Genomic DNA, 15,634 nt, shown 5'->3' with positions numbered 1-15,634 from the left:
GCATGGCGCATTCACCGCTTTCCCGGCGTTCCCGCTTCCCGTTCAAGGCTGTCGGCCTGACGCTGGCCGCCGTTGCGGCCACCGCCGCGGCCGGCGCGCTCGGGGTGATCTATTCCGGTTGGTACGACGTTTCCGCGATCCCGCCGCACGATCCGATCGTGGCCTGGGCGCTGCACTCCACCTACGAGAACTCGCTGCATCGGCACGCGCGGGGCATCGTCGCGCCGCCCGACCTGATGAGCGACGCCAACATCGCGGCCGGCGCGCGGCGCTACGCGGCCACCTGCGTGGCCTGCCACGGCGCGCCGGGCGAACCGCCCGGGCCGATCGCGCGCGGCATCCTGCCTGGCGCGCCGTTGTTGCTCGACGCGAAGCGCCGCAACACGCCGCCGCTGATGTTCTGGACCATCCGCAACGGCGTGCGCATGACGGCCATGCCGGCGTTCGGCAAGACGTTCAGCGATCAGGACATCTGGCAACTCGCGGCGTTCCTCAAGCACGCGCGTGGCATGTCGGCCGCCGATTACGCCCGGTTGAGCGCCGCGCCGGGCCGGTAGCGCATCGCTTTCAATTCAGTTCGTTGTCCGTTCGATTTCGCTTTCTTTCTGATACATTGCGTGTCGCGCCGCCCGGCTCGTTCATGACAAACCGCGTGGCGCGCATAACGACATCACACTGAGAGAACAACCATGTTGCGAAATCGAATCGGGCGAGCCTCGGCGGGGGCCGTGCTGGCCGCGTCGTGCATGCTGGCGGCCAGCGCCGCCCAGGCCGCCGGGCTGGACATCCACGATGCGCGCCTGCAGGACCTGTATGCGCGCTACGCACAGGCCGACTACGAGGTCGACGACCTGCCGGAATTCGGCGACGGCAAGCACGTGCGCTTCGACGGCGTGGTCGTCGAACACGCGGAAGGCCTCGACGGCGGCAATATCTTCGTGGCCGGCGATCCGGCCAAGCCCACGGAAGCCGTCGCGCGCCTCGGCGCATTCGACGACGCCACCGACGCGCAGATGAAGGCGCTGCCGGTCGGCAAGCGCTTCAAGGCGATCTGCGTGCTGCAAGCCACCTCCGGCACGCACTACCTCGCGCTGACCGACTGCGTGGTGAAATCATGAGCGGCGCGTTCCGATTCCGCCTCGCGGGCGCCGCGACTGCGCTGTCGATGCTGCTGGCGATGCCGGCCAGCCATGCCGCCTCAGCCGTTCCCTCGGCCTCGCTCGATTCCCGCGCACTGCTCGACAAGATCGTGCAGTGCCGCGCCTCCTACGACGAACTGGCCGAATTCAACGATCGCGTCGATCAGCACCGCGTGAAGCTGCGCGAAGCTAAGGCGCAGGATCTTGCGCCGGGGCCGGCGTGGACCGTCACGCCGCCGCTCACGACGCTCGGCGTCAAGAGCAGCACGGTGGTGCTGAACAGCCGCAGCACGGTGCTGCTGATCGTGCCGTCGGCGCATCCGTATAACGACGTGCTCGCGCTCGTACCGGGCAACGGGATGGAGGTCGAGCTGAAGATGGGCACGGATGCGATCGTCCGCAAGGACATCGACGACCGCGCCCTGCGCGCGTTCACGGTGGACACGACGCATTACGCGGCCGGTTGCGTGTATGACGAACGCAAGATGCTGCTGGCCCGCGCCGCGCGCTACAACGCCTCGCCGGAACGGCAGGCCGAGAAGAAGGCGCTCGAACGGGCGCTCGATCAGTAAGCGGTTGGGCGGCTCGGAGCCGGCGCCGCGCCCGCATGGGTGCGGCGCCGGTTTCCGTTTCAGGGCCGCGCGATCTCGCGGGCCAAGCGCACCACCGTCACGCCGGGCGCGTCCTTCGGCGCACGCGGCCCCGCGTCAGAACTTGTGCCGAATGCCCGTCACGGCCAGGAACTGCGACGCGCCGCTCGATGCGCCACTGGTGCCTTCGATCTGCGCCACCGCGTTGCTGGCGTGCTGGTAGAGCAGGTCGATATAGATGTCGGTGCGTTTCGACAGGAAATACTGGAGCGCCGTGTTGGTCTGCCAGTAGTGCCACGAGCCGACCGCGCCGTTGGTCGACACGTTCGTATACGTCTCGCCCACGGCCGCGTGCAGTGCCGGCGTGATCGCGTAGCGCAGGCTGGCCTCGGCGTTCTGGTAGGTCTGGTGCTGGCTGGCCGGCGTCAGTTCGAAACGGGTATTGGTGTACATCAGCCCGAGCGTCGCGCGCCCCATCTCGTACAGCCCGCCCAAGCCCCAGATGCGCTGGTTCGTGATGCCCTTCAGGAACGTGAAGTAGTTGTCGGACGGAATCGCGCCGGTGGTGTCGGTAGCCGGATGGTCGAGCACCACGTAGGCCGCGCCGAGCCGCCACGGGCCGCCCGTCCAGTTCGCGCCCACGCTGTACGAGCGGTTGGTCGCGAACGAGGCCGCGTTGCCCGACAGCGCGTACATCGTGTTGACCTGCAGCCCGTAAATCGTCGGCGTGACGTACTTGATCGAATTGTCGGTGCGAAACGAGTTGTTGATGTCGTCGGTGTCGAACGGGTGGGTGGCGTACTGCACCATATCGGTGGCCATCTGCAGCGGTTCGAGCGAATCCTGCGACGCGTTGTACTGGCGGCCCAGCGTGATCGTGCCGTAGCGCGCCGTGGCGATCCCCACCCAGGCCTGCCGCCCGAACATGCGGCCGTTCGCGCTGGCCACGCCGGTCTGCAGGTTGAAACCGTTCTCCAGCCGGAAGATCGCGCGGTTGCCGCCGCCCAGATCCTCGCTGCCGAGAAAGCCCCAGCGCGAGCCTTGCTCGCTGCCCGCCGTGGCCTGGTAGTTGGCGTGGCCGCCCTGGTTGCTCGTGTAGGTGAAGCCGCCGTCCACGATGCCGTACAGCGTGACGCTCGATTGCGCCTGCGCCGCGCCGGCCGCCAGGCCGAGCCCGAGGCCGCCGGCCGCGATGCGGATGGCCCGCAACGATGCTGTTTTCATGATGTTTTCCCCTGTTTCAAGCACTACGGTTGACGTTGTTGACTACTCTGTACTGCGAACTAAAGACGAGCCGATCCGCCCCATGGCGCCGCGTCGTGCGCGGCGTGGGGTGGCGAATCAGGCGGGAAGGCCCGGCAGCCCGGGCCGGTTCAGGCGGTGTGCGGCGGCAGCGCGAGCGCGTCGAGTTGCGCGGTGTCCACGATCGGCAGCACGAGCTGCGACGGGGTGCCCGCACCGAGCCACACGCGGTTGACGGCCACGCGCGGCGCGCGGGCCAGCGCGGGGGCTTCGCCGCTGTTCGGGTTCACGTCGAAGTGCGGGAAGTTGCTGCTGGAGATGTCGATGCGGATGCGGTGGCCGCGCGCGAAACGGTTCGCGGTGGCGAACGGCTCGATCGCAATCTCGTACACACGGCCGGCTTCGAGCAGCTCGGGCGCTTCCCACGACGCATGGAAGCGGCAGCGGAAAATGCCGTCGGTCAGGTTCATCGCATAGCCGTCCGGGTAATCGGCGTTGGGCGGGCACACGTCGATCAGCTTGGCCGTGAAATCGGTGTCGGGCGCGTCGCTCGATACCCACAGCCGCACGCGGATCGGGCCGGCCACCGCCACGTCGTGTTCAAGCGGCGGCGTCTGGAACACCAGCACGTCGGGCCGCGCGGCGAGCGGCCGGCCCGGCGCCTGCACGCCGAAGAAGCCGGGCAGCTCGCGCTGGTCGAACGCGCCGCCCTCGAACACCGGCGCGCCCGAGGTCAGCGCACCGCCGATGGTGGGCACCGGGCGCGCGGGGTCGAACGCGTAGGCGATCGAGGTTTGCGCGTCGTCGGCTGCGGCCGGATCGCGGGTAAGGGAGCCGTCGGCGCGCAGGTGAAACGGCACCGCTTGCGTGCCGGGCAGCGGCCATGACGGCGCACCGATCCAGCGCCCGCCGTGCGACATGCGGCCGTCGGCGTTGCGGCGGCCGCTGCCGCCGCCCATCACGAAGATGCGGGCCACCGGCTCGACGGCGCGCGGCGCGTCCGCCGGCTTGAGCCAGCGGTCGAACCAGCGCGCGCGCATCGCGAGCCAATCCTCGGCCAGCTCGCCTTCGATCGCCGCATGCTCGCCGAAATCGACGTCGCCGCTGTAGCGCACGTTGCGGTCGCCGTGCAGCCACGGCCCCATGATCAGATACGCGGGCGCCTCGGGCACATCCGACAGCGCCGCGAAATTCGCCAGCGTGCTCTGCACGTAGGCGTCGTACCAGCTCGACATCCAGATCGCCGGCACGCGCCGCATCGCGCCGTAGAAATGCTCGGCGCAGATGCCGGGCTGGCGCCAGTAGTCGTCATAGGCGTCGCGCGTCCATTGCTCGAACAGGTAATGCTCGTAGTCCGGCACGCTGGCCAGCGGCGAATGGCCGGGCCGCCAGGGCATGCGCGCGAACCAGTCGCGCAGGTCGTGCCCGGCCAGCGCCGCAGCCACCAGCGGATCGGCCTCGGCGGCCGGGCTGTTGCGCGCGCGGTTGAACGCCCAGGTGGCCTGCTTCAGCTCGAACGCGCCGCCCTGGCGGATGCCGCAGTGGTAGCCGTTCGCGAAGCCGCCCGAATCGAGCACCATGCAGGCCAGCGCGGGCGGGTTCAGGCAGGCGGCGGCCAGTTGCGTGTGCGCCGCGTACGACAGGCCCATCGTGCCGACCCGCCCGTCGGACCAGGGCTGCTCGGCGATCCAGGCCATCGTGTCGAAGCCGTCGGGGCCTTCCGCGATGTATTTCTCGAACGCGCCTTCGGAGCCGTAGCGGCCCCGGCAATCCTGCATCACCACCGCATAACCGCGCGCCGCGAAATAGCGCGCCACGTCGGCGCGGTTCATCGGCGGCGCGCCGTGGTGGATCTCCGAGCGCGACAGGTCGGTCTTGCCGTACGGCGTGCGTTCGAGAATGGCCGGCAGCGGCGCGTCGATGCCCACCCGGTAGCCGGGCGGCAGGTACACGTCGGTGGCGAGGCGCACGCCGTCGCGCATCGGCACCATCAGGTCGGCCAGCCCGGCCGCCGGCGAGGCGGCAACATCGGGGAAAGCGGCGGTCGGCGAAGCGGAAAACGTCATGGTCGGGTCTCTACGTAGAGCAGGGAAGTGCGTTCGGCCTGGTTCGGATGAAAGATCACGCCGCCGCGCGCCGCCCAGTAATCGACGGGGAAATAGAGCGGCACGATCGCGTAATCGCGGAAGGCGACATCGGCCGCGTCGGCCAGCAATTGGCGGCGCGCGGTGGTGTCGAAGGTTTGCGAGGCCTGTTGCAGCAGCGCGTCCACGCGCGGGTTCGAATAACGCGTGCGGTTGAACGCGCCGGTGCCGGCCGCCGTTGAATGGGTGGCGATCACGTTGGTCAGCGCGATCGCCGAATCGCTGGTGCTGTTGCCGAAGCTGAACACGAACGCGCTGTAGGCCCGCTTCGCGGCGGCCCCGGCGTACACGTTGTACGGCTGCGTGACCACGTCGTCGATGCGGATGCCGCCGCGCGCCAGCATCTGGCCGAGCACCTGGCCCAGATCGCCGTCGCTCGCGAAGCGGTCGTTCGATGCATGCAGCGTGAGCCGGAAGCCCTGCGGATAGCCGGCCTCGGCCAGCAGGCGGCGCGCGCCGGCCGGGTCGAAGGCATCGGGCGTCAGGCGCGGGTCGTGGCCGCCGAGGCCGGGCGGCGCGATCTGCGCGGCCGGCAGCGCCGCGCCGTTGAGCAGGTAGCGCGCGATCGCCTCGCGATCGATCATCTTCGAAATGGCCTCGCGCACCCGCACGTCGCGCAGCGGGTTTGCGCCCGCCTGCGCGCCGCCGGCCGGGTTCGCCGCGACATGCACGAACGGCGACACCGGGCGCGAGCCGTCGAGCGCCAGATAGATCAGCCGCGCGGACGGCCCCGAGAACAGCGTCACGTCGCGCGTGTGGCGCAGGCGATCGAGCGTGACCGGCGGCACGTTGTCGATCAAATCGACCGAGCCGGACATCAGCGCCGAGAGCCGCGCCGCGTCGTTGGCCACGAAGCGCAGCGTCGCGTGGTCGAACGCGGGGCGCTTGCCCCAGTAATACGGGTTGCGTTCGAGTACCAGCCGGTCGCCCGGAATCCAGCGCACCAGCCGGTACGGGCCGGTGCCCACCGCCACGGCCGGGTTGCGGTAATCGCTGCTGGCGTGGCCGGCCGCGGCGTGCCGCGACGCGATGTACACCAGCCCGACCTGCTCGACGAAGGCCGGCGACGGCGTTTTCGTCACGATCCGCAAGGTCAGTGCATCGATCACGTCGATGCGCGCGATCTCGGCCACCGCGCCCGAGAACGGCGCGGGGCTGTTCGGCACGTGGCGCGCGCGTTGCAGCGACCAGGCCACGTCGTCGGCCGTCAGCGGCGAGCCGTCCGAGAAGCGCACGCCGGGGCGCAGATGGAATTCCCAGGTGGTCGGATCGAGGTTGCGCCACGATTGCGCGAGGCCGGGCCGCACCTGCAGGTTTTCGTCCTGCGAGATCAGGCGCTCGAACAGGTTCTCGGCCGTCTGCATGTTGTTCTGCGTGCGCGAGAACAGCGGATCGAGCGAGGCCGGCTCGGAGGCCAGCGCCATCGTGATGTCGCGATGAGCGGCATCGGCGGCCTGCGCGGGAGCCGCGCCCGCCAGCGCGGCGGCCAGCCAGGCGGCGAGCGTCAGCCGCACCGGCAACCCGCGCCGCGCGTTCGCCGAAAAACGGAGACGCATCATGCCGCCTCCACGAGATGGCAGGCGCTCCAGTGCCCGCTGGCGGTTTCGCGCAGCAGCGGCCGCTCGCTGCGGCAGCGCGCGTTCGCGTGCGGGCAGCGCGGATGGAAATGACAGCCGGACGGCGGCGCGAGCGGCGAGGGCAGCTCGCCGCGAATCGATTCGAAGCGATGCCGGCGGTTCGCGAGCCGCGGCACCTGGCCGAGCAGCGCGATCGTGTACGGATGCTGCGGCCGCGCGAACAGGGCCTCGGTGGGGGCGGTTTCCACCACGCGCCCGAGATACATGATCGCCACGCGGTCGCTCAGGTGCTCGACCACGCCCAGGTCGTGGCTGATGAACAGGTAGGTGAGGCCGAGCTCGCGCCGCAGCCGCATGAACAGGTTGATGATCTGCGCCTGGATCGACACGTCGAGCGCGGCGATCGATTCGTCGCAGATCAGGAAATCGGGGTTCACGGCCAGCGCGCGGCCGATGCCGATCCGTTGCCGCTGGCCGCCCGAAAACTGATGCGGGAAGCGATCGCGGAAATCGGGGTTCAGCCCGACGCGCTGCATCACGTCCACCACGAACGCGTCGTAGCCGGCGCGATCGACCAGGCCATGCACCCGCGGCGCCTCGCCGATGATGTCGCGCACCCGCTTGCGCGGATTCAGCGACGACAGCGGGTCCTGAAAGATCAACTGGGTGGCGAGCCGTTGCGCGCCGTGCTTGGCTTCGGTTGCCGCGCCCGCCGCCGCATCGAACACGCGAATCGTGCCGTCGGACGGCGGCACCACACCGGCCAGCATCCGGCCGAGCGTGGATTTTCCGCAGCCCGATTCGCCGACCAGGCCGAGCACCTCGCCGCGCCGGATCGTCAGATCCACGCCGTCGACGGCGTGCACCACCGGCGCGGCCGGCTTCGCGCCGAGCCAGCCGGCGATCCGCTCGGCGTAATGGGGCCGCCGCGCGAAGCGCCGCGACAGTTGCCGCGCCTCCAGCAGCGGGGCGGTTTCGGGAAGGGGGCTCATTGAGTGTCTCCGTTGCGCGGATGGAAGCAGCGCCAGGTGTGATCGTGGTCGGCCGTCACGGGCGGCTCGGTGCTGCGGCACTGCGCGCTGGCGCGCGTGCAGCGTGGCGCGAACGCGCAGCCGGCCGGCAGCGTCAGCAGGTTCGGCGCGATGCCGGGAATCGGTTTCAGCGGCGCGCCGCGCGGCGCATGCTCGGGCAGCGATTCGATCAGGCCGATCGTGTAGGGATGGCGCGGGCGGTCGAGGATCGCGTCCACGCTGCCCGATTCGACGATGCGGCCCGCGTACATCACGCACACGCGCTGCGCGAGCCCCGCCACCACCGCCAGGTCGTGGCTGACCCACACCATCGCCGTGCGCGTGCGCTCGCACAGCGCCTGCATCTGCGCGAGGATCTGCGCCTGGATCGTCACGTCGAGCGCGGTGGTGGGTTCGTCGGCGATGATCAGGTCCGGCTCGTGCAGCAGCGCGATGGCGATCGCCACGCGCTGGCGCATGCCGCCCGACAGTTGATGCGGATAGGCGGCGAGCCGTTCGTCGGGCGCGGCGATGCCGACCTTCACGAGCGCGTCGCGCGCCCGCTCGCGCGCGGCGGCCTTCGACACGCGCGCATGGGCGCGCACCGATTCGATCATCTGCGTATCGATGCGCAGCACCGGGTTCAAGGTCATCATCGGATCCTGGAAGATCATCGCGATCCGGTTGCCGCGCAGGCGGCGCAGCGCATCGGGCGCGAGCGTGGTCAGGTCGCGGCCGTTGAACAGCACCTGGCCGCCGACGATGCGGCCTGGCGCATCCACCAGGCCGAGCACCGAGAAGCCGGTGATCGACTTGCCGGAGCCGGATTCGCCGACCAGGCCGACCACCTCGCCCGGCGCGACGTCGAAGCTGACGTCGTCGACCGCGCGCGCGATGCCGTCGCCGGTGAAGAAATGCGTGCGCAAGTGCTGCACGGAAAGCGTGGGCGTCGTCATGTCGATCCTATTTCTGCAAACGCGGGTTGAGCGCTTCGCGCACGCTGTCGCCGACCACGTTCATGCTGAACACCAGCGTGAGCAGCAGCAGGCCGGGCAGCACGCTGATCCAGTAGTTGCCGGCCAGCAGTTGCTGGAAGCCGTTCGCGATCAGCAGGCCCAGCGACGGCCGCGTGACCGGCAGGCCGATGCCGAGAAAGCTCAGGGTGGCTTCGGCCGAGATCGCCGAGGCCACCTGCACCAGCCCGATCACGATCACGGGGGGCAGGCAGTTCGGCAGCAGATGCCCGAACAGCACGCGGCGATGGCCGAGGCCCAGGCAGCGCGCGGCCTCCATGTATTCCTTGCGGCGCTCGACGGCGGCCACCGCGCGCACCGTGCGGGCGAAATAGGCCCATTGCACCGTGACCAGCGCCAGCACCACCTTGTCCACGCCCTGGCCGAGCACGGCCAGCACCATCAGCGCGACCAGGATGGTCGGAAAGCCCAGCAGCAGATCGACGGTGCGCATCACCAGCGCGTCGACGGTGCGGCCGAAGTAGGCGGCGCACAGGCCCAGCGTGGTGCCGAGCGTCATCGCCACCGCGCCGGCCAGCAGGCCGACGCCGAGGCTGATGCGCAGCCCGTACAGCATCGCGGCCAGCATGTCGCGGCCGAGCGCGTCGCTGCCGAGCAGGTAAAGGTGGCCGCTGCCGCCGCGCGCGAACGGCGGCAACCGCGCGTCGCTGACGCTCAACTGGGCGAGGTCGTAGGGGTTTTGCGGCGCGATCCATGGCGCGAGCAGCGCCACGGCGATCAGCACGATCAGCACCGCGCTGGCGGTGGCGATGCCGGGCGAGGCCGCCAGGCTGCGCGCCACGCGGCCGGCCGTGGTGTGCGGATCGAGCCGCGGCAGCCGGGGCAGCGCGGTGCGCAACGCGAGGCGCGTGCGCAGGGAACGGGCGAGCAGGCCGATCATGCCGCCTCCAGCCGCACGCGCGGGTCGAGCAGCGACTGGACGATGTCCACCAGCAGGTTCAGCAGCGTGAACATCGTCACGACGATCAGCAGATAGGCCACGATCACCGGGCGGTCGAGCCGCGTGATGCTGTCGATGATCAGCTTGCCCACGCCCGGCCACGCGAAGATCGTCTCGGTTACCGTCGCGAACGCGATCAGCGAGCCGAACTCCATGCCCACCACCGTGACGATCGGAATCAGGATGTTCTTCAGCACGTGCACGCCGATCACGCGGCGCTCGGGCAGGCCCTTGGCGCGCGCGAACTTCACGTAATCGAGCGGCAGCGTTTCGCGCACGCCGGCCCGCGTGAGCCGTGTGACCAGCGACATCTTGAACAGCGAGAGATTCAGCGCCGGCAGCAGCAGGTGCAGCAGCCCGTCGCGCGTGGCGAGACTCGTATGGATGCCGAACCAGTCGCCGAGCGCGCCGCGCCCGGCCGACGGCAGCCAGCCGAGCGTGACCGAAAAGATCAGCACCAGCATGATCCCCTGCCAGAAGTTCGGCAGGCTGAAGCCGAGGATCGAACCGGACATCACCATCCGGTCGAATCGCGAGCCGGCGCGCAGCCCGGCCAGCAGGCCGAGCGGCAAACCGATGCCGAGCGCCAGCACCAGCGCGACGAAGCCCAGCTCCAGCGTGGCCGGCAGCCGTTCGAAGATCAGACGAATCGACGGCTCGTCGAACACGAACGAGCGGCCCAGGTCGCCATGCAGCGCATGCACCACGAAATGCAGGTATTGCTGCCAGAGCGGCTGATCCAGCCCCAGCGCGCGCACCGCCTGGGCGATCTCGGCGGGGCTGGCGTCGGCCGGGATCAGGATCGCGACCGGGTCGCCGATTGCGTAGACGCCGCAGAACACCAGCAGCGACGTCAACCACAGGACGCCGGCGCTCTGGACGATGCGGCGGATGATGAAGGCCATCATTGCGTGTCGAACCTCGAATGTTGAGAATGCGATGGCCGGCGCCTGTCCGGTGCCGGTCGTTGGATGCGATGATTCGACGTCAATATGGCGGTCGCAAGCCTATGCGCGATCGGCATACGCCTATGCATAAACTGCGATGAACCTGAAACAGCTCGAAGCGTTCGCGGCGGTGGCCGCGCTGCACACCACGACGGCCGCCGCGCAGCGGCTGGGCCTGTCGCAGTCGGCGGTCAGCCGCTTGCTGGCCCAACTGGAAGAAGACCTCGGCCTGACCCTGTTCCAGCGCGAGCAGGGGCGGCTCGCGCCCACGCGCGAGGCCGACGCGCTGGTGGGCGACGCCGAGGCGATTCTCGAAGCCGCGCGCTGCCTGGAGCGGCATGCGCAGCAACTGCGGCTGGCCGGCACGCGCCGCAAGCTGGTGCGCGTGATGGTGCCGAACACGCTCGCGCAATCGCTGCTGCCCGCGGTGCTCGGGCGCTTCTACGAAACCTATGACGATGCCGTGCTCGAAGTGTTTTCGGGCACTTATCAGGCCGCCGAGCAGGCGCTGCGCAGCCGTGAGGTGGACCTGGCGATCGTGCGCCTGCCCGATCCGCAGCCGGGCCTGACGATGGTGCGCGAGTTCGTGAGCGAGGCGGTGTGCGTGATGCCGGCCGGCCATCCGCTGGCGGCGCTGGCGGAAATCGGCCCGCGCGACCTGGACGGCGTGCCGATGGTGCTGTTGTGGCGGCAGAGTTCGATGCGCCACGAAGTGGATGCGTCGTTTCGCAATGCCCGCATCAGCCAGGCGATCGCGGCCGAGGTGCATTCGGTCAGCGTGGCCTGCGCGATGGCCGAGCGCGGCATCGGCGTGACCATCGTGAGCCGTCTGATCGCCAGCACCTGCGCCGGTAACGGGCTCGTGATGCGGCCGTTCCGGCCGGCGCTGGCGTTTTGCGTGGCGATCGCGGCGCTCGACAGCGAGCCGCTCGGGCCGGTGGCGCGAGCGTTCGCGGAGCAGTTGGGGGAGGCGCTGGCGGCGCTCGATGCGCCAGGGGCGAGGTTTGAGCAGGACCCGGCGCGCGACGGCGCCGGCCCGGATTCAGCGGCTGGCGGGCTGGCCGATGGTTGATGCGGCGCGGCGCTTGCCGGCCAGCAGCGGCAGCACCAGCGGCGTGCCCGTGACCGGATCGGCGATCACCTGCGTATCCAGCCCGAACGCCGCGCGGATCACCGCAGGCGTGACGATCTCGCACGGATCGCCGCGCGCGACGAGGTGGCCGCCGCGCATCACGATCATGTCGTCCGCGTAGCGGCACGCCTCGTTGAGGTCGTGCAGCACCGCGACGATCGTCGTGCCGTGCCGCGCGTTCAACCGGTGGCACAGTTCGAGCACCTCGATGCGGTGCGCGAGATCGAGAAACGTGGTGGGCTCGTCGAGCAGCAGGATGTCGGTCTGCTGCGCCAGCGACATCGCAATCCATACACGCTGCCGCTGCCCGCCCGACAGTTCGGACACCCGACGATCGGCCAGCTCGGCCACATCCGTGGCGGCCATGGCTTCGGCAATCGCGGCGCGATCCTCGGCCGATTGCCAGCCGAACGCCGATTGATGCGGATAGCGCCCGCGCCCGACCAGCTCGGCCACCGTCACGCCGTCCGGCGCCTGCGACGATTGCGGCAGGAAGCCCACCCGCCGCGCGAACGGCTTCGACGCGTAATCGCGCACGTCGCGCCCGTCGAGCAACACGCTGCCCTGCGCCGGGCGCAGCAGGCGGCTCAAGGCCTTCAGCAAGGTGGATTTGCCGCAACCGTTCGGCCCGACGATCGCCGTGAAGCGGTGCGGCGCGATCGTCACGTCGAGGTTCTCGGCAATCGACGTGCCGCCCGGGTAGCGCAGGCTCAGGCCGCGGGCCTGCAGGCCGTCGTCGTTGGCGACCGTCACGGGCGGGGCGAGTGCGTCGGTTTCGGCCGCGTTCACGGCGTGGCTCCGTCGCCCGCGCCCGCGAGCGCGCGGTCGATGCGCGGCACGAGGTGGTCGAGCGAATAATCGATGCTGGCCGGCGAGCCGGTGGCGAAGGCCGCGCGCAGTTCGGCGTCGCGCCGGTTGTCGAGCAGCACCACGCGGTGCTGGCGGAACGCGTCGAGCGCCCGCACGGCCGGCTCGCCGACGATCGACGCGGCCGGGCGCGCGAACGCCACCAGCAGCACGAGGTCCGCATCGATCGCGCCGGTGCGCTCGATCGGCAGGTCTGCGAAATAGTTTCGGGCCGGCAGGCGCTTGACGGCCGGCGACAGCGTCAGGCCGATATCCTCCAGCAATTGCGGCCGCACATCGCCTTCGACATAGGAGTGCCAACCGTTCTGCACGCCCCAGTTGATCGTGAACGTCTTGCCCGCGAACGCCGGATGCGCGGCCTTCACGGCCTGGATTTTCGCGGTGGTGGCGGCGATCAGCGCGCGGCCCGCTTCGACCTTGCCGAGCGCCAGCGCGTCGATCATGACCTGGCGCTGCCACGGCAGGTTGTTGTTCGTCAGGCCGGGCGGCGAGGCCACCGTCGGCGCGATCCGCGACAGCAACTGGTAGTTCGCCTGCGAGCTGTTGTCGCGGCCGTTGACGTCGAGGATCAGGTCCGGGTGCAGCGCGGCGATCCGCCGGAAATCGAGGTCGCCGCGCGGCAGGATCACCGGCGCGGGGCCATGCACCAGCGATTGCGACCACGGGTTGACCTGGCCCGGCCTGAGGCCGAGTTGCTGCCAATCCTGGATCGCGACCGGCGTGACGCCGAGCGCGAGCACCACGTCCGCCTCGTTCCAGCCGAGCGCGACCACGCGCAACGGCTGGCGCGCGACGGTCGTCGTGCCCCATTGATGCGTGATCGTTACCGGAAACGCGGGCGCGGCGGCATCGGGGCCGGCTGCGGCGGCCACGCCCGTGCCAGCGGCCAGCAAGGCGAGGCCGGCCGCGGCCGCGCGCGCCTGGCGCGCCAGGCGGCCGAGGCGCTGGCGGGCGCGAACAGGAAACGGTGAAGCGGAGCGCATGACAATCCTTTCAGGAAGAGGGCGCGGCGGCGGATCGCGCGTCGGGCCGGAGCAACAGGACGAGGAGATAGAAGCCGCCGAGCGCGCCCGTCACGATGCCGACAGGCGGATGGACCGGCAGCGCGTTCGCGGCGATCGCGTCGCAGCCGGTGACCAGCACCGCGCCGACCAGCGCCGGCGGCAGCACGTTCGGCAAACGTCCGCGCCCCATGCGGCGCGCGATATGCGGCGCCGCCAGCGCGACGAACGCGATCGGCCCCGTAATTGCGGTGGCGATCGCCACCAGCAGCACGCCGAGCACGATCCACGACGCGCGTTGCAGGCCCGGGCGCGCGCCGAGCGTCGTGACCACCGCGTCGTCGAATTCGATCAGGCCGAAGCTGCGCTGCCGCAGCAGGCAGATCGCAAGCAGTGTGACCAGCGCCGCCGCGAGGCCCGGCACGTCCTGCCAGGACGCCGCGTTGAGGCTGCCCGACAGCCAGGTCAGCACGACCTGCGTGTCCTGCACGTCGGTATTGATCAGCAGATAGCCGTTCACCGCCGACAGCAGCGCCGAAATCATGATGCCGGACAGCACCAGTTGACGCGGCGAGCCTTGCAGGCCGCCCGACAAGCCGTAGACCGCCAGCCCCGTCGCCAGGCCGCCCGTGACCGCCAGCAGCGCGGCCGAGGCCGGCGAGCCGCCATTGATCAGGAGCGCGACGATCGCGCCGGTGGCCGAGCCCGCGCCGAAGCCCAGCACGTCGGGGCTCGCGATCGGGTTGCGTGTGACCGTCTGGAAGATCGCGCCCGACGCGCCGAGCGCTGCGCCCACCAGCGCGCCCACCACGTAGCGCGGCAGGCCGAGCGTGAGCACCGCGAAGCGATCCGGCGAGGCCGGGTTGGCCAGCGCGTCGAACACCGCGTGCGGCGCGAGGCCGAACGGGCCGAGGCAGAGCTGCGCCAGCAGCGTCGCGAGCAGGGCGGCCACGGCGGCGGCCAGTGCCATCGTCATGCGCGTCATGGCTTGAACCCTCGCCGCCGCACCATCGCGAAGAACAGCGGCGCGCCGATCACCGCCGACATCGCGCCGGCCGGGATCTCGCTGCCGGGAATCAGCACGCGGCCGAGGATGTCGGCCGACAACAGCAGCAGCGCGCCGACCAGGGCGCACATCGGCAAGGCCCAGCGCATGCCCACGCCGATCGTGACGCGCGCCAGATGCGGCGCCAGCAGGCCGACGAACACGATCGGCCCGGCCGCCGCCGTGGCCGCGCCGCACAGCATCGAGATCGTCGCGCCGCACGCGAGCAGCAGCCGGCCGCGATGAATGCCGAGCGCGCCGGCATGCTCGTCGCCCATCGCCACCACGTCGAGCGCGCGCGCCATCGCCACGCTGACCAGCAGGCCCACCGCCACGCAGGCGGCGAGCACCGGCAGCATGGCCGCGTCGCGATCGGCGACCGAGCCGACCGCCCACTGGCGAAACTGTTCGAGGCTGTTCGGCTGGAGCAGCGTGACGCCCGCCGTGATCGATTCGAGGCTCGCGCCGATCGCCGCGCCGATCAGCAGCAGCCGCACCGGGTCCGACGAGCGCGACAGGAAGCGGCCCGCGAACACCAGCGTCGCCACCACGCCCGCACCGGCGAAGGCCAGGCCGAACTGTTCGAGCGGCGCGATCGCCCCCGCGCCGATGCCGAGCACCACGAACAATCCCGCCCCTGAATTGACGCCGAGGATGCCGGGGCCGGCCAGCGGATTGCGCGTGACCGTCTGCACGAGGCAGCCCGACAGCCCGAGCGCCGCGCCGACGAGGATCGCCAGCGCGGTGCGGGGCAAGCGGTAATGGCGCAGGTAAAGGGCGGTATCGGCGTCCGGGCCGAGTGCGTGCGAGCCGACGGCGAGGCTGAGAAGGGCGAGCAGGGCTAGGACGCCGAGCGACACGCCGAGCACGGCGAAGCGCCGCCCGGATGCGGGTTGACGCTGGCGGCCCGCATTGCCTTGGCTGCCGCTGCCGGCGGCCAGGGTCCATCTTGGGGATTTCAATTGA

The 15,634-nt window shown here is 70.5% G+C and carries 15 protein-coding genes; 4 read left to right on the top strand and 11 right to left on the bottom strand.

Annotated elements, in window-relative coordinates:
- Window positions 1-2 precede the first annotated feature (2 nt).
- From AB4850_RS07405 to AB4850_RS07395, 3 genes are all read left to right on the top strand, one after another.
- Window positions 3-557, top strand: a complete 555-nt coding sequence (locus AB4850_RS07405) for a c-type cytochrome (RefSeq protein ID WP_414439174.1) — start codon at window positions 3-5, stop codon at window positions 555-557.
- A gap of 132 nt (window positions 558-689) precedes the next feature.
- Window positions 690-1,118, top strand: a complete 429-nt coding sequence (locus AB4850_RS07400; RefSeq protein ID WP_414439173.1) for a hypothetical protein — start codon at window positions 690-692, stop codon at window positions 1,116-1,118.
- Window positions 1,115-1,711 (top strand): hypothetical protein, encoded by a 597-nt coding sequence (locus AB4850_RS07395; RefSeq protein ID WP_414439172.1) that lies wholly within the window; start codon window positions 1,115-1,117, stop codon window positions 1,709-1,711. Before AB4850_RS07400 ends, AB4850_RS07395 begins: the two co-directional genes overlap by 4 nt.
- Window positions 1,712-1,846: 135 nt before the next feature.
- Here the strand turns inward: AB4850_RS07395 and AB4850_RS07390 are convergent, their stop codons facing one another.
- The 7 genes from AB4850_RS07390 to AB4850_RS07360 all read right to left on the bottom strand — a co-directional run bounded on the left by AB4850_RS07390 (window position 1,847) and on the right by AB4850_RS07360 (window position 10,584).
- Window positions 1,847-2,953, bottom strand: a complete 1,107-nt coding sequence (locus AB4850_RS07390; RefSeq protein WP_414439171.1) for a porin — start codon at window positions 2,951-2,953, stop codon at window positions 1,847-1,849.
- A gap of 149 nt (window positions 2,954-3,102) precedes the next feature.
- Window positions 3,103-5,037, bottom strand: coding sequence for a CocE/NonD family hydrolase (locus AB4850_RS07385; protein WP_414439170.1), 1,935 nt, complete (start codon window positions 5,035-5,037; stop codon window positions 3,103-3,105).
- Window positions 5,034-6,674 (bottom strand): ABC transporter substrate-binding protein, encoded by a 1,641-nt coding sequence (locus AB4850_RS07380; RefSeq protein WP_414439169.1) that lies wholly within the window; start codon window positions 6,672-6,674, stop codon window positions 5,034-5,036. The genes AB4850_RS07385 and AB4850_RS07380 overlap by 4 nt, the downstream gene beginning before the upstream one ends.
- Window positions 6,671-7,684: an ABC transporter ATP-binding protein gene (locus tag AB4850_RS07375; protein ID WP_414439168.1), complete on the bottom strand. Its 1,014-nt coding sequence runs from the start codon at window positions 7,682-7,684 to the stop codon at window positions 6,671-6,673. The genes AB4850_RS07380 and AB4850_RS07375 overlap by 4 nt, the downstream gene beginning before the upstream one ends.
- Window positions 7,681-8,658: an ABC transporter ATP-binding protein gene (locus tag AB4850_RS07370; protein ID WP_414439167.1), complete on the bottom strand. Its 978-nt coding sequence runs from the start codon at window positions 8,656-8,658 to the stop codon at window positions 7,681-7,683. Before AB4850_RS07370 ends, AB4850_RS07375 begins: the two co-directional genes overlap by 4 nt.
- A gap of 7 nt (window positions 8,659-8,665) precedes the next feature.
- The gene (locus AB4850_RS07365) at window positions 8,666-9,616 is read right to left on the bottom strand and encodes an ABC transporter permease (RefSeq protein ID WP_414439166.1); all 951 of its coding nucleotides are present in this window, start codon (window positions 9,614-9,616) and stop codon (window positions 8,666-8,668) included.
- A complete protein-coding gene (locus AB4850_RS07360; protein WP_414439165.1) occupies window positions 9,613-10,584 on the bottom strand; it encodes an ABC transporter permease in 972 nt (323 codons plus the stop codon). Before AB4850_RS07360 ends, AB4850_RS07365 begins: the two co-directional genes overlap by 4 nt.
- Window positions 10,585-10,720: 136 nt before the next feature.
- Here AB4850_RS07360 and AB4850_RS07355 point away from each other — a divergent pair, with 136 nt between their 5' ends.
- Window positions 10,721-11,695, top strand: a complete 975-nt coding sequence (locus AB4850_RS07355) for a LysR family transcriptional regulator (protein WP_414439164.1) — start codon at window positions 10,721-10,723, stop codon at window positions 11,693-11,695.
- Here the strand turns inward: AB4850_RS07355 and AB4850_RS07350 are convergent.
- The 4 genes from AB4850_RS07350 to AB4850_RS07335 are packed head-to-tail and all read right to left on the bottom strand — an operon-like array spanning window position 11,666 to window position 15,630.
- Window positions 11,666-12,544 (bottom strand): ABC transporter ATP-binding protein, encoded by an 879-nt coding sequence (locus AB4850_RS07350; protein ID WP_414439163.1) that lies wholly within the window; start codon window positions 12,542-12,544, stop codon window positions 11,666-11,668. The genes AB4850_RS07355 and AB4850_RS07350 overlap by 30 nt on opposite strands.
- The gene (locus tag AB4850_RS07345; protein WP_414439162.1) at window positions 12,541-13,605 is read right to left on the bottom strand and encodes an ABC transporter substrate-binding protein; all 1,065 of its coding nucleotides are present in this window, start codon (window positions 13,603-13,605) and stop codon (window positions 12,541-12,543) included. The genes AB4850_RS07350 and AB4850_RS07345 overlap by 4 nt, the downstream gene beginning before the upstream one ends.
- 10 nt (window positions 13,606-13,615) lie before the next feature.
- Window positions 13,616-14,608 carry a FecCD family ABC transporter permease gene (locus tag AB4850_RS07340; RefSeq protein ID WP_414439161.1) on the bottom strand — a complete coding sequence of 331 codons (993 nt, stop codon included), beginning with the start codon at window positions 14,606-14,608 and terminating at the stop codon, window positions 13,616-13,618.
- Window positions 14,605-15,630 (bottom strand): FecCD family ABC transporter permease, encoded by a 1,026-nt coding sequence (locus AB4850_RS07335; RefSeq protein ID WP_414439160.1) that lies wholly within the window; start codon window positions 15,628-15,630, stop codon window positions 14,605-14,607. The genes AB4850_RS07340 and AB4850_RS07335 overlap by 4 nt, the downstream gene beginning before the upstream one ends.
- Window positions 15,631-15,634 lie beyond the last annotated feature (4 nt).

It is taken from the genome of Burkholderia sp. 22PA0106, from assembly GCF_047497155.1.
Taxonomy (GTDB): domain Bacteria; phylum Pseudomonadota; class Gammaproteobacteria; order Burkholderiales; family Burkholderiaceae; genus Burkholderia.
The sequence above is the reverse complement of the archived record's forward strand: the minus strand, read 5'-3'. Positions and strand labels throughout refer to the sequence as shown.